The organism is Kitasatospora sp. NPDC057015 (genome assembly GCF_042673745.1).
Lineage (GTDB): Bacteria > Actinomycetota > Actinomycetes > Streptomycetales > Streptomycetaceae > Kitasatospora.
Genome location: NZ_JBHUSG010000007.1, coordinates 210,504 through 224,043, shown reverse-complemented (window position 1 = coordinate 224,043; position 13,540 = coordinate 210,504). Strand labels below are relative to the sequence as shown.

At 72.7% G+C, this 13,540-nt stretch carries 13 protein-coding genes and 1 tRNA gene; 3 read left to right on the top strand and 11 right to left on the bottom strand.

Annotated elements, in window-relative coordinates; genetic code table 11:
• Positions 1–13: 13 nt before the first annotated feature.
• The 9 genes from ACFTWP_RS09895 to ACFTWP_RS09855 form a co-directional block, all read right to left on the bottom strand.
• Complete coding sequence (locus tag ACFTWP_RS09895) at positions 14–1,651, bottom strand: glycoside hydrolase family 13 protein (protein WP_380263811.1); 1,638 nt, start codon at positions 1,649–1,651, stop codon at positions 14–16.
• Between the two features lie 116 nt (positions 1,652–1,767).
• Positions 1,768–2,658 (bottom strand): carbohydrate ABC transporter permease, encoded by an 891-nt coding sequence (locus ACFTWP_RS09890; RefSeq protein ID WP_380263809.1) that lies wholly within the window; start codon positions 2,656–2,658, stop codon positions 1,768–1,770.
• Between the two features lie 13 nt (positions 2,659–2,671).
• Positions 2,672–3,649 carry a carbohydrate ABC transporter permease gene (locus ACFTWP_RS09885; RefSeq protein WP_380263807.1) on the bottom strand — a complete coding sequence of 326 codons (978 nt, stop codon included), beginning with the start codon at positions 3,647–3,649 and terminating at the stop codon, positions 2,672–2,674.
• Between the two features lie 91 nt (positions 3,650–3,740).
• Complete coding sequence (locus ACFTWP_RS09880; protein ID WP_380263805.1) at positions 3,741–5,144, bottom strand: extracellular solute-binding protein; 1,404 nt, start codon at positions 5,142–5,144, stop codon at positions 3,741–3,743.
• Positions 5,145–5,608: 464 nt separating this feature from the next.
• On the bottom strand, positions 5,609–6,694 hold the full coding sequence (locus ACFTWP_RS09875) for a LacI family DNA-binding transcriptional regulator (protein ID WP_380263803.1): 1,086 nt from the start codon (positions 6,692–6,694) through the stop codon (positions 5,609–5,611).
• A gap of 185 nt (positions 6,695–6,879) precedes the next feature.
• Positions 6,880–7,779, bottom strand: coding sequence for a S8 family serine peptidase (locus tag ACFTWP_RS09870; protein WP_380263801.1), 900 nt, complete (start codon positions 7,777–7,779; stop codon positions 6,880–6,882).
• Positions 7,780–7,866: 87 nt separating this feature from the next.
• Positions 7,867–8,148 carry a hypothetical protein gene (locus ACFTWP_RS09865; RefSeq protein ID WP_380263799.1) on the bottom strand — a complete coding sequence of 94 codons (282 nt, stop codon included), beginning with the start codon at positions 8,146–8,148 and terminating at the stop codon, positions 7,867–7,869.
• Positions 8,149–8,277: 129 nt separating this feature from the next.
• Positions 8,278–9,252, bottom strand: coding sequence for a hypothetical protein (locus ACFTWP_RS09860; RefSeq protein ID WP_380263797.1), 975 nt, complete (start codon positions 9,250–9,252; stop codon positions 8,278–8,280).
• Between the two features lie 87 nt (positions 9,253–9,339).
• Positions 9,340–9,591, bottom strand: a complete 252-nt coding sequence (locus tag ACFTWP_RS09855; protein ID WP_380263796.1) for a hypothetical protein — start codon at positions 9,589–9,591, stop codon at positions 9,340–9,342.
• A 553-nt stretch (positions 9,592–10,144) separates the two neighbouring features.
• Between ACFTWP_RS09855 and ACFTWP_RS09850 the strand changes: the two genes are divergently transcribed.
• On the top strand, positions 10,145–10,411 hold the full coding sequence (locus ACFTWP_RS09850; protein WP_380263794.1) for a hypothetical protein: 267 nt from the start codon (positions 10,145–10,147) through the stop codon (positions 10,409–10,411).
• A gap of 215 nt (positions 10,412–10,626) precedes the next feature.
• Here ACFTWP_RS09850 and ACFTWP_RS09845 read toward each other — a convergent pair.
• Positions 10,627–10,699: transfer RNA gene (locus ACFTWP_RS09845), tRNA-Lys, on the bottom strand.
• A gap of 138 nt (positions 10,700–10,837) precedes the next feature.
• Complete coding sequence (locus tag ACFTWP_RS09840; RefSeq protein ID WP_380263792.1) at positions 10,838–11,662, bottom strand: DNA polymerase beta superfamily protein; 825 nt, start codon at positions 11,660–11,662, stop codon at positions 10,838–10,840.
• A 287-nt stretch (positions 11,663–11,949) separates the two neighbouring features.
• On the opposite strand from ACFTWP_RS09840, the gene ACFTWP_RS09835 reads away from it, so the two are divergent.
• Both ACFTWP_RS09835 and ACFTWP_RS09830 read left to right on the top strand, forming a co-directional pair.
• Complete coding sequence (locus ACFTWP_RS09835; protein WP_380263791.1) at positions 11,950–12,696, top strand: SDR family oxidoreductase; 747 nt, start codon at positions 11,950–11,952, stop codon at positions 12,694–12,696.
• Positions 12,697–12,747: 51 nt separating this feature from the next.
• The gene (locus tag ACFTWP_RS09830; RefSeq protein ID WP_380263790.1) at positions 12,748–13,533 is read left to right on the top strand and encodes a tyrosine-protein phosphatase; all 786 of its coding nucleotides are present in this window, start codon (positions 12,748–12,750) and stop codon (positions 13,531–13,533) included.
• Positions 13,534–13,540 lie beyond the last annotated feature (7 nt).

The window sequence follows — 13,540 nt, the reverse complement described above, 5'->3', positions numbered from 1 at the left end:
GCACGCCGGCCGGTCATGCCCCGCGCAGCCAGACGGCGGTGTCCGCCGGGAGGTGCCCGTCCGCGAGCGGACCGCTGGCCAGCAGGACGGTGGAGCCGGCGGGCAGCGGCGCCGGGTCGGAGGAGAGGTTGACGACGCAGCTGAAGCCGGTGCCCCGGCGGAAGGCGAGCACCCCGCTGTCGCCGGCCAGCCACTCGAACTTGTCGCCCCGCAGGCCGCTCTCGGCGCGGCGGATGCCGAGGGCCGTGCGGTAGAGCGCCAGCATCGAGTCCGGGTCGGCGGACTGCGCCTCGACGGTGAGCGCCGCCCAGTCGGCGGGCTGCGGCAGCCACGGCTCGACGCCCTCCGGCGAGAAGCCGTACGGCGCCACCGCACCCGACCACGGCAGCGGGACGCGGCAGCCGTCCCGGCCGGGGTCGGTGCCGCCGGAGCGCAGGTGCATCGGGTCCTGGAGCCGATCGATCGGGAGGTCCTCGACCTCGGGCAGGCCGAGCTCCTCGCCCTGGTACAGGTAGACGGCGCCGGGCAGCGCGAGCGACAGCAGCGCCGCCGCGCGGGCCCGGCGCAGGCCGAGGTCCAGGTCGGTGGGGGTGCCGAAGGCCTTGGTGGCGAAGTCGAAGCGGGTGTCCCGGCGCCCGTACCGGGTGACGGTGCGGGTCACGTCGTGGTTGCAGAGCACCCAGGTGGCCGGCGCGCCGACCGGGGCGTGCAGGGCCAGCGTGGAGTCGATCGAGGCGCGCAGCCCCTCGGCGTCCCAGGGGCGGGCGAGGAAGTCGAAGTTGAAGGCGGTGTGCAGCTCGTCCGGGCGCAGGTAGCGGGCGAACCGCTCGGCGTCGGGCAGCCAGACCTCGCCGATCAGGATCCGGGTGCCGGGGTAGGAGTCGGCGATCGCCCGCCAGCTCCGGTAGATGTCGTGCAGCTCTTCGAGGTCGGCGTACGGGTGCGGGTCGACGTCCTTGACGAAGTCGGGCAGCGCCGGGTCCTTGGCGAGCAGCGCCGCGGAGTCGATCCGGACACCGGCCGCGCCGCGGTCGAACCAGAACCGGAGGATCGACTCGTGCTCGTGGCGGACCTGCGGGTGCGCCCAGTTGAGGTCCGGCTGCTGCACGGCGAAGAGGTGCAGGTACCAGTCGCCGGGCGTGCCGTCGGGGTCGGTCGTGCGGGTCCACGGGCAGCCGCCGAACTCGGACACCCAGTCGTTGGGCGGCAGTTCACCGGCCGCCCCGCGGCCGGGCCGGAAGTGGAACAGCTCGCGTTCCGGGCTGCCGGGGGCCGCCGCCAGCGCCTCCTTGAACCAGGGGTGCTCGGAGGAGACGTGGTTGGGGACGATGTCCACCACGGTGCGGATGCCGTGTTCGAGCGCCTCGCCGATCAGCTTCTCGGCCTCGTCCAGCGTCCCGAACAGCGGGTCGACGTCGCGGTAGTCGGCCACGTCGTAGCCGCCGTCGGCCATCGGGGACGGGTACCAGGGGTTGAACCAGATGGCGTCGACGCCGAGTTCGGCGAGGTACGGGAGGCGGGAGCGCACCCCGGCCAGGTCTCCGGTGCCGTCGCCGTTCCCGTCGGCGAAGCTGCGCGGGTAGACCTGGTAGATCGCCGCGTCGCGCCACCAGTCCGACTGCTCGGACGGGTGCCTGGGGTTCTGTCCCACGGTGGGGGGTCCTTTCGACCGGAAGCGGAGAGGAGCGTGGTGGTCCGGGCCGCCGACCCGCTCGCGGGGATGGGAGTCCTGGCCGGCGGCCGTCTGGGTGCGGGGCTCGGGGCTGGTCAGCCCTTGAGGCCGCCGGAGGTCAGCCCGGACATGATGCTGCGCTGGAAGATCAGGAAGAACACGATGGTCGGCGCCGAGGCGATGGCCAGCGCGGCGATGATGACGTTCTGCGGGAGGCCGGTGGCGAGCGACCGGATGCCGATGTTGAGCGTCTGGTTGGCCGGGTTCGGCTGGACCAGCAGCGGCCAGAGGAAGTCCTTCCAGACGTTGACCACCGCGAAGATCGACACGACGCCCAGGATCGGCCTGGACATCGGCAGCACGATCGAGCGCAGGGTCCGCAGCGGGGAGGCTCCGTCGATCGCGGCGGCGGCCAGCAGGTCCTGCGGGATGGAGTCGAAGAACCGCTTCAACAGGAAGATGTTGAAGGCGTTGGCGACGGTGGGCAGCCAGATCGCCCACGGGGTGCTGATCAGGTTCAGGTGCAGGATCGGCAGGTCCAGGACGGTCAGGTACTGCGGCACGATCAGCACGGCCGACGGGATCATCAGCGTCGCGAGCATCATGCCGAGGATGACGTTGCCGAGCACCGGCCGCAGCTTCGACAGCGAGTAGGCCGCGGCGACGTCGAAGACCAGCTGGAAGGCGAGCGCGCCGAACGCGTAGTAGACGGTGTTGAAGAGCAGCCGGCCCATCTTGAGCTGGTGCCACGCGGTGGCGTAGGTGCCCCAGTGGATCTTCGACGGGAAGAACGTCGGCGGGCTCTGGACCACCTCCTGGGTGGACTTCAGACCGCCGGTCACCAGCCAGTACAGCGGGCCGATGAAGACCAGGGTGAAGACGACCACCACGACGGTCAGGACCGTCCAGTAGACGGCCTTCCCGAGCGGCCGGTTGAGCTGGGTCTGCGCGACGAGCGTCCGCATCTGGGGTTCTTTCGCTGCCATGGTCGGCTCCTTCCTAGTCGTTGTCGCGGCTGAGGCGCGCGTAGAGGGCGGAGAATCCGGCGAGCACCACGAGCATGACCAGGCCGAGCGCGGAGGCGACGCCGTAGTTGTTGCCGCCCAGGTCGAAGGCGTACTCGTAGACCAGGTAGACGACTGTCATGGTGGAGTTCTGCGGGCCGTTGCCGCCGGTCAGCAGGAACGGCTCCACGAAGACCTGCATGGTCGCCACGATCTGGAGCAGCAGCAGCAGCGACAGGATCAGCCGGGTCTGCGGGATGGTGACGTGCCAGATCTTGCGCAGCAGGCCGGCGCCGTCCAGGTCCGCCGCCTCGTACAGCTCGCCCGGGATGCCCTGCAGGGCCGCCAGGTAGATGAGCGTGGCGCCGCCCATGTTCATCCAGGTGGCCGCGATCACCACCGAGACCATCGCGGTGTCCGGGGAGTTGAGCCAGGCCGAGGTGGGCAGGTGCAGCGTCTTCAGGATGTCGTTGAACAGCCCGTAGTCGGGGTTGTAGAAGTACTTGAACAGCAGCACCGCCGCGACCGGCGGCATCATCACCGGGATGTAGACCAGGATCCGCAGGTACGCCTTGGCGTGCCGCAGTTCGTTGAGCAGGACGGCGACGAAGAACGGCAGTGCGAAGCCGAGCACCAGCGCCAGCGCGGTGAACAGGAAGGTGTTGCGCCAGGCGTGCCAGAAGTCCGGGTCGTTGAAGATCCGGTCCAGGTTGTCGAGGCCGACCCAGGTGGTCTTGCCCCGCTTGGTCTTCTGGAAGCTCATGATCACTTCGCGGACCATCGGGTACCAGGTGAAGAACCCGAAGCACAGCAGGGCGCCGAACAGGAAGCCGTGGGCGGTGATGTTGCGGCGGACCTTCTGGCCGAACCCCGTACGGTCCCGGTCCCCGGAGCTGTCCCGGCCCCTGCCGGGGCCACGGCCCGCCGGCGCGGGCCGGCGGTTGGTCTTGTAGGGGGAGATGGTCCCGGCCATCGGTTCTCCTGGTGTGCTGGCGCTGCTGGCTGGTCGGTGGACGGTTGCCAGGGGTACGGGGGCCGGCGCGGTGGCCGGCCCCCGTCCGCTGCTACTGGAGGCTGCTCAGGACCTGGTTGGCCTGGCTCTCGGCGTCGGTCAGCAGCTTGCTGATGTCCGCGTTCTTGTCGGTCAGCACGGCGGACACCGCGGCGTCCAGCACCTTGTAGAGCTGCTGGGCGTTCGCCGGCTCGGTCCGGCCGGGCACCGGGGTGGAGACGTACGGCGCGTAGTTCTTCACCGGGACGGTCGCGCTGGCGGCCTTCGCGGTGTTGTCGGCCGCCAGGGAGGCGCCGGTGAAGAAGCTCGGCTGCGGGATGCCGACGGGCAGGCCGTCACCCTTGTTGCGGGAGTAGTCGAACTGGCCCTTGCCCATGGTGAGGTACTTGAAGTTCACCCAGGCGACGCCCGCCTTGATCTGGTCCGGGGTGGAGCCCTTCTTGAAGAAGCGGCCGTCACCGCCGAGCAGCGCGGCCTTGCCGCCGGGGACGGGGCCCATGCCGTAGTCCTCGTAGTTGCCCTTGAGGGTCTGCACCATGTACGTGATGTCGTCCGGCGCGCCGACGTACATGCCGAGCTTGTCGGTCGAGGTCAGCGTCATCAGGTCCGGCCACTTCAGGCCCTGGGTGGCGCCCATGGTGTTGTCGGTCCAGCGCATGTCGTACAGGTTCTGCAGGACCTGCTTGCCCTCGGGGCTGTTGAAGGCGACCTTCTTGCCGTCGTCGGAGAGCATCTTGCCGCCGACGCCGTACAGCTCGGCGGTGAAGTGCCAGCCGCCCTGGTTGGTGGCGCTGTAGTCGCCGTAGCCGTTGACGCCGTTGCCGAGCGCGGCGATCTTCTTGGCGTCCTCGCGGATCTCGGCCCAGGTGGTCGGCGGCTTGTCGGGGTCCAGGCCGGCCTGCTTGAAGAGCTTGCGGTTGTAGATCAGGCCCATCTTGTAGTTGGTGACGGGCAGGCCGTAGAGCTTGCCGTCACTGTCCTTGAGGGTGCTCAGGACGGACGGGTCGATGTCCTTGAGCGCCGGGACGGTCTTGTCGTTGACGTAGGCCGAGATGTCCTGGGCCGCACCGGCGTCGAGGATCTGGTTGGTGTCGGTGAAGTACGCGTAGAAGAGGTCCGGCTGGGTCTTGCCGGCGAGCTGCGCGGTGAACTTCGCGGGCTCCTCGCACGGCGAGCCGTCGGTGGCCTTGATCGTGACGTTCGGGTAGATCTTGTTGAACGCCGCGATGTCGTCGTCCCACTGCTTGCGCTCGGCGGGCTTGGTGGTCGGCGGCTGGCAGTCGGCGGTGATGGTGACCTTGGTGGCCGGGTCCAGCGGGGCCGCGGCGTCGCTCGCCTTGCCGTTGTCGCCCGACGACGATCCGTCGCCGGAGCTGCTGCACGCGGCGGCCGAGAAGGCCAGGCCGGCGACGACGACCGCGACGGCCGATCTGTGGAGAAGCCCGTTTGTCTTCATGTTCGGGTGGACCCTTCTACAAGCACGGTGGGCACGGTTGGCGCTCGGGGCGCAGGAGAGCCCATGTGTTTCCGGTGGGGGCCGCGCCGTCCTGAGGACGGCGCGGGGACGTGCGACGTGCGGGTGAGGTGATGCACCTGGTTGCGCGGCTCTTGGCGCCTCCGGGGGGCATCCGTCACGGACCCTGTGCGGGCCCGGCTCCGGGTGCCCCCTGGCGGCGCCGCTCACTTAACCACTCCTCGACAGATGACCACAAGATGTCTACAGGATTTCGCAAAAACACGATGCTTAGTCGTGACTTTGCGAACCGGTCGGCCGTAACCGGCCGATCCCGGACATGACAGAAGGGTGCGAGCCGCAGCTCGCACCCTCCTCGAAACCCTCCCGCCGGCGGCCCCGCGGGCCCCGCCCGCACCCGGCTCCGCGGCACCCCGCGGCGCCCGGCCGGGCGGGCCGGCCGCTCGCTAGGACACCCGTGACCGGCCCTGCGGCTCCTGCACGGGAAGAGCAGGCTGACCCTGCCACGACCCGGATCCGGCACCGTGACCCGGCGCCGGACCGCTGGACGCCCGCACCACCAGATCCGGCTCGAAGGACACCTCGTCGTGGTCCACCCGGGCCCCCGCGATCTCACTGACCAGCAGGTCCACCGCGGCCTTCGCCATCGCCTCGATCGGCTGACGGACGGTGGTCAGCGGCGGATCGGTGCAGGTCATGAAGGAGGAGTCGTCGTAACCGATCACCGACAGGTCCTCCGGAACGGCCAGCCGGTGCCGGCGCGCCGCCCGGATCGCCCCCAGGGCCAGCGGATCGCTGGCGCAGACGATCCCGGTCACGCCGTGCCGCAGCAGTCGCCCGGCCGCCGCCTGGCCGCCCTCGATGGAGAACAGCGCCCGCTCGACGAACCGCTCCGGCAGCTCGACCCCGGACCGCGCGGCGAAACCGCGCGCGGCGGCGAGCTTCCGGTTCGACGGGACGTGGTCCTGCGGCCCGAGGATCAGGCCGATCCGCTCGTGCCCCAGCTGCCGCAGGTGCCCGAAGGCCTGCTCCACCGCCACCGCGTCGTCGCAGGAGACCCGGGGGAAGTCGAGCGCGTCGGTACCGGCGTTCAGCAGGACGGTCGGCACGCCCCGCTCGAAGAGCTGCGCGTAGTGCCCGTGCGGGGCGTCGTCCTGGGCGTACAGACCGCCGAAGAACACCACCCCGGAGACCTGCTGCTGCAACAGCAGGTTCACGTACTCCGGCTCGGACACCCCACCGGCCGTCTGGGTACAGAGCACCGGCGTGAAGCCGTTCTGCGCCAGCGCCGCGCCGACGCTCTCCGCGAAGGCCGGGAAGATCGGGTTCTGCAGCTCCGGCAGGACCAGGCCCACCAGCCGCGACCGCTGCCCGCGCAGCTGCGTCGGCCGCTCGTACCCCAGTACGTCCAGTGCCGTCAGCACCGCCACCCGGGTGCTCTCCGACACGCCGGGCCTGTCGTTGAGCACCCGGCTGACCGTCGCCTCGCTCATCCCGACCTTCTTCGCCACTGCCGCAAGTCGTCGAGTCATGATTGCGATCCTAGGGCAGAAAGTCCGCAATAATTTTCACTTCGGCGTCTATGATTTCCGACTGCATGTCAGGGAACTCGGCCGACCCGTGCAGTCACCCGCACCACGGATGCCGGCCGGCCCGCACCGGGGGCCGCCGACCGGCCCACCCATCGCCGCGGACCACCCCCTGCCGGGCGACCTGATCAGCCGCGCCGGCGCGGATCCCCCGCCACCGCCGACAGGGCGGTGTACGCGGCCCCGGCCGCCAGCAGCGGCGGCACCACCCGCCCGCGCGGCCCGGCGGCGCCGACGAGGGCCGCCCGCACCTGGGCCGGCGAGGCCGCGGGGAACGCCGACAGCAGCAGCGCGACGGCGCCCGTGACGAAGGGGGTTGCGGCGCTGGTACCGGTGAGGACGAGCGGGCGGCGCCCCGCACCCAGGCTGGCGACGGCCTCGCCCGGGGCGCCGAGGCCCCGCTCCCCGATCGCCCGCCCCAGGTTGGAGAGGTCCATCGGCCTGCCCCGCCGGTCGTAGGCGACGACCGGGATCGTCCACGGGTGCCGGGTGATCGCGGTACTGCCGAGGGCGCCCTGGTTGCCCGCCGCCACGACGGTGACGACCCCGCGGCCCGCCGCGTGGTCCAGGGCACCCTCCAGCGCCCGGTTCGCCGCGCTGGACGGCTGCTCCGGCGCGACGCTCAGGTTCAGCACCCGGGCCCCCGCGTCCACGCACTCCACGACCGCGTCCGCCAGCTCCTCCGCCCGCGCGGACGGCTCCGCCCGGCGCCCGGGCCGGTCCGCGGCGAAGATCGGCCGGACCAGCAGCGTGCAGCCCGGGCAGACGCCGGGCGCCCCGGACGACCGTCCGCCGCTCAGCACACCCGCGACAAAGGTGCCGTGCAGACACGGGGCCTCCCCGCCCGCCGCGTCGCAGGCCCCGGCGCGGCGTCCGCCGCCACCCCGGAGCACCACCACCCGCCGGCCGGCCAGCCCGGGATGGCCGACCGCCACCGGGCCGTCGATCAGTCCGACGAGGACCTCCGGCCGCCCCGCGGAACGCGCCATCACGGAGGTCAGCCCGACCAGGTCCAACGGCCCCGCCATCGCCTCACCCTCCTCCGGCCGCGGCGGTGCGGCCGGCAGCACGCCGCCGGCTCGCTCCGCCACCCGGTTCCGGCATCGCCGGCCCGCTCATCTCGGGGGCAGCAGGCACTCGTGCAGACAGACCTGCCGGCAGGTCCGGCAGGCGCTCCCACCGGGGTACCGGGTGCAGAGGTCCCGGCAGATCTGCCGGCACTCCAGCAGGCAGTACGCCAGCGGGACGTCGGCCGCCTGCGGGACGACCCGTCGACCGGACGAACCGCCGATCGAACGACCGGGCGGACGCCCGGACGGACGCCCGGACGGCGCGGCCCGGTAGTGCCCGCTCGCCCGGTACAGCGCCGACTCCGCCGTGAAGCCCGGAATTCTCATCGCTGTTCACCTCTCGCTCTTCTCCCCCCTCCTCTCCCGAAGGCTTCCCGAGCTCTCCTCCTCATCTCGCGGAAGCCTCCCGGCCCTCGCCAGCAGCCGTCAGTGGTCGTCAGCGGTCGTCAGTACTCGTCATCGGTCGTAGTAGGGCGACAACTTGGTCACCAGGAAGGGGAATTCCTCAGTGACATCGACGCGTACGAAGAACTTCTCCGTGACATCCGTGCGTCGGCCCGTGAAGGAGAGCAGGACGTCGATGATTCTTCGGGTACCGCTCAACCGCGACTCACAGAACCCGACCGCGCTCAACGAGGAGTCGTCCGCGTGGGCCTCCACGGTCTTCTCGTAGATGCGCGGGTAACGCACCGCGAGGTAGTTCAGCGCCCGGTGCTCGTCGGTGTCACCCGCGTTGTCGCCCAGTTGCATGATCCTTCTGAGCAGCTCGTGGGAGGCGGGTTCGAACTGCTCCGCGCTCATCCGCTCGGGCCGTTCGATGGCCCGCACCAGGTCCCCGCTGTCGAAGGAGTAGATCTGGTCGACCCCCACCACGGGCAGGGTCAGCCCGTTGCAGAGGCCGGGCGGCGCCAGCGGCCCGCGAAGCCCGATCACGACGTCCAGGTCGCTCGCCCGGGGCTCCGCGCGTACGGCCTCGACCAGCAGGTCGAAGTCGAGTGGATCGCGCGGGCGCAGGATGTACGTCTCGATCCCCTGGACACTCAGGACGTAGCACAACTGCCGTGCCAGATAACGGTTCTCGCGCTGGGCTATGACGGACCGGACGGCCTGGCGGTCGGTCCGCTCCCGGGTGTCGGCGCGGGCCACGTTCTGCGCGATCTCCTTCTCGACCCCCAGGCTGGGGATCCGGAAGTCGATCTGGCCCAGCACGTACACGTAGGAGGGCTCCGCGGCCGCCTTGCCGTCCGTCTCCGCCGCCGAATGCCCGCCGCAGCAGCCGCGTTCGGCGCGACAGCCGCAGCCCGACGCCGCCGCAGGCGCGGAGGCGACCGCCGCCGGGGTGAGCAGGTCCGGCTCGTCCGCCGGCCGGCCCTGCGGCTGCTGCTCCCCGACCTGCTCCCCGTACTCCTGTTCCCCGTACTCCTGCTCCATCAGTGACTCCTAGAACGAGCAGTGACTCCTCGGACGAGCGAACGCGCGGCTCGGGAGCACGCGCTCCGGGCGCCCGGCGCCGGCCTGTCACCGGCCCCGCCTGCCACCCGCCCCCCTCACCAGCAGCACCCGGCGGTTGAGGGCCGCCGCTCGCCGCTCGCAGCCGCCGCAGGGCCGCCGGACCCCCAGCGCGTAGGTCACCTGCCGCACGGCGTCACCGAGTCCGACCTCCTCGTCCGTGACGAACCCGGGTAAGCGCACCCGGCGCTGGCGGACCCGACCCTCCTCGGCCGGACCGTCGCGCTCGGCCGGACCGTCGCGCCGCTCGTCCTCGGTCATCGCGCCTCACTCCTCGCCCTTTCCGCACCACCGGCACTACCGGCACCACCGCCCGGACTCCCCGTGTCGTGTCGGACGGCATCGCATCGGGCCCCTCGGCCGCCGGCCGGGCGGACTCGTCCGGGCCCGGACGGCGCCGATGACGTGCGGGTGCCCCGGGCGCTCGGTCCGTCGGGTTCCGGGTGCCCGCGATCCGCGGCCCGCGCGGGTGACCCGCGCACGCTGCTCCGGGTGTCGGGCCGGAGAGCCGCGGGTCGTCCGTCTCCTTCCAGCCTGCTCCGCCTCGGCCCGCTCGGCACCTCGGGGCCGAGGGCCAGCGGGCACCCCGGCGGCGCGGCATCCGGCGCCGTGCCGCCCGCGGTCACAGGGCGTCAACCCCCGGCGCGGGGCGGGCCCGACCACCGTCGCGAGCAGGTCGGAACCGGCCGGCGAGCGTAGTCTCGAAGAGAGGGCCGGCAGCCGCGACGGCCTTCCGGGAGGCCCGCACGGGGGCACCGGCCGACCGGTGGTCGACGGCCTCCGGGCCCCGGACCACCCAGACGGGAGCGGCATCATGACCATGCCCGGATTCCAGGCCGAGGCGTCCCTCCAGCGGAGCCCCGGGCCGTACGCCAGGACACCGCGGCCGGCCACCGCCGGTGCCCTGATCGTTCCCATGTGGACCGAGGAGGAGCGGCAGCGGCTGATCGAGTGCGACCGGCGCTGGAGCAACTGCGAGTACTGGTGCGACGTCCAGTTCCCCGACGGCCCGTACGAGCTGCGGCAGCAGTGCAACGTCGAGTGCAACGACCAGTACGACCAGTGCGTCGCGGCGGGATAGCCCCACGGCCGAACGGCCGGACCGCCGCCGCTCGCCCTGCGGAGGTGTCAAACCGCCGTCCTGCACGGGCCGTTCGGGGCCGCCCGGGCACCGCTCCCGGTGGCACAGCGGCTGCACGGCCCGGCCGGGGAGCCCCGTCACGGGGAGTCCGGTCGCACGGAGCCGGGCCGAACGCGGGCGACCCGGTCCGCTGGTCGCGGACCGGGTCGTCGAGGTGGGCCGCCAGGGGCTCGAACCCTGAACCTACGGATTAAAAGTCCGCAGCTCTGCCAATTGAGCTAGCGGCCCGCCGGCCTGCGCCCGCCGTTCTCAGCGGTACGGCACCTGCCGAGGTGATCCTACCCGGTGGCACCCAGGCATCCGCCAGCGGATTGCCGGGGCGCGTCGGTCGGCCGGGGAGAACCGGGCACTGCGGGTGGCGCGGGCTCAGCGGCCGGCGGCGACGGCGTCGCCGGCAGGGACGGCGTGCCCGGCGGGCGGTGTGTAGTGGGCTGCGCGGACCCGGCGCAGCCACGCCTCCGCGGGTGCCCGGTCCGGGGCGGCCGGCAGGACGCCGGGGCGGGCGAACCGCTCCTCGGCGCGGGCCAGCAGGTCCACCGCCAGATCGGGGCGGTCGGCGAAGCGTTCGCCCAGCTCGCGCACCCGCTCCGGGTCGGTGATGCGCAGCACGATCTCGCCGCTCTCGTGCAGGCGCACGCCCTGCTCGACCAGCCGGACGAGGTGCCGGGCGTGTTTGGCGGCCCGGGCGCGGGTACCGGACTCGTTCGGGTCGCGTGCCTGCAGCTTCCTGAACTGCTGCTGTGCGTAACCGAGATAGGACCCGCGGACGGCCGCCGAGCTCAGGAAGGAATCGCGGATGCCGATCAGTTCCTCGCCGAGCGGGGTGCGGACCTCGTAGAGCTCGGCCGGCAGCCAGACCAGCTCGGAGGCGGTCGGATTGCAGCCGAGTGCCAGCCGGCACCACTTGGCGGCCTCGTGCAGGGTGAGGTCCGGGTCGGTGCGGACCCGGGACTCGGCCGGGCGGTCGAGGCCGTGCAGCTCCTCGGTGGGCACGGCGAACAGGCCGAGGCGGTCGAGGTCGGACCCGGCGTGCGCGAGCCCGTACGCGGTGGAGCCCACGATGCCGGAGAGCAGCACCCTCCCGGGCAGGTCCGGTCGGCCGGGGTCCGTGTTCCGGGGCCCGGCGACCGGGAGTGCGGGCGCGGCCCCGGGTACGAGGACGGATGCGGATGCGGATGCGGGATCGGTCATGGCGGCTCCTCGGTCGGCCCCGGGCCGGGGTGCCCACGGTACGAAGGGTGCCGCCGAGTCTGCCCCGGGCGGGACCCCCCGGTCGAACCGATTGTCGACAGGTCGCTGCGGCGCGGGCGGGTTCAGCCCGGACTCGCCGGGGAGCCGCGCCCCGAGGATCGCCGCCGTCCGCGGCGCCGGGGCCGCCCGCTGATCCGGCCGGGAGCCGCCGGCCGGGGCCCGGGGCGTCCTGCCGGGTGACCGGCGCAGTGCCCGCGCCCGCGTGCCGGGTGGGCTACGGTCGGTCCATGTCAGAAGTCATCCTGATCACCGGCGGGGGGCGCGGGATCGGCGCCGCCACCGCCCTGCTGGCCGGCCGGCGCGGCTACCGCGTCTGCGTCAACTACCGCAGCGACGAGGAGTCCGCCGCCGGCGTCGTGGACGGGATCCGCGCGGAGGGCGGGACGGCGATCGCGGTCCGGGCGGACGTCAGCCGCGGCGCCGAGGTCGAACGCCTCTTCACCACCGTGGACGGCGAACTGGGCCCGCTCACCGCGCTGGTGAACAACGCCGGCACGCTGGAGCGGCAGGGCCGGCTGGAGGAGTTCGACGAGGAGCGGCTGACCCGCATCTGGGCCGCCAACATCACCGGGCCCTTCCTCTGCGCGGCCCAGGCCGTCCGCCGGATGTCCACCCGCTACGGCGGCGGTGGCGGCGCCATCGTGAACGTGTCCTCCGCGGCGTCCCGGATCGGCTCGCCGAACGAGTACGTCGACTACGCGGCGTCCAAGGGCGCGATCGACTCGATGACGCGGGGCCTGGCCCTGGAGGTCGCCGACGAGGGCATCCGGGTGAACGCCGTCCGGCCCGGGCTGATCCACACCGGCATCCACGCCCTGGGCGGCGAGCCCGGCCGGGTCGACCGGGTCGCGCCCGCCCTTCCGATGCGGCGCGGCGGCACGGCCGAGGAGGTGGCCGAGTCGATCCTCTTCCTGCTCTCCCCCGCCTCCTCGTACACCACCGGCGCCTTCCTCGATCTCGCCGGCGGTCGCTGACTTCGCCCGATCTCCCGGCCGGGCCGGGCCCGCCCGCCTACCGTGGAAGCCATGACCGCCCGCGAGTTCGACTCAGCGCCCGCCACCGCCACCACCCCGGCCGCGTCCGACACCGGTACCGGCTCCGCCTTCATCACCGTCCCCGGCGTCCGCAACCTCCGCGACGCCGGGGGCACCGGCGGCACCGGCGGCCTGCGCCCCGGCCGGCTCTACCGCTCCGGCTCGTTCCACACCCTCACCCCCGACGGGGCGCAGCGGCTGAAGGCGCTCGGCCTGCGCACCGTCATCGACCTGCGCAGCGCCACCGAACTCGACAACTGGCCCGACCTGCGGCACGGTCTCGACCACGAGAGCGTCCACCTGCCCACCTTCCCGGTCGACCGGGAGAGCACGGACCAGCCCTGGCCGGACAACCAGGCGGACCTCTACCTCTACCTCCCGCGCTACGCCGGCCCCTCCATCGCCGCCGTCATCCGCCGCCTGATCGCTCCCGGCGCCCTCCCGGCCCTGGTGCACTGCGCCGTCGGCAAGGACAGGACCGGACTCACCGTCGCCGTGCTGCAGTCCCTCCTCGGCGCCACCGAGGCCGAGATCACCGCCGACTTCCTGCTCTCCAACGCCGGACTCGGCCTCCTCGACGGCCCGACGCCGTACGTCGACGAGACCGGCACCGAGCGGATCTCCCGCCCGATCACGGCCGCCCTGCTCCGGTCCTCCCTCGACTGGATCCGGCAGAACCACGGCTCGGTCGAGGGCTTCGTCCGCGCGGCAGGCGTGACGGACGACGAAGTGGCGGCGCTGCGGGCCGCCCTGGGGGACGGTCAGACCCCCGGCTGACCCGGCG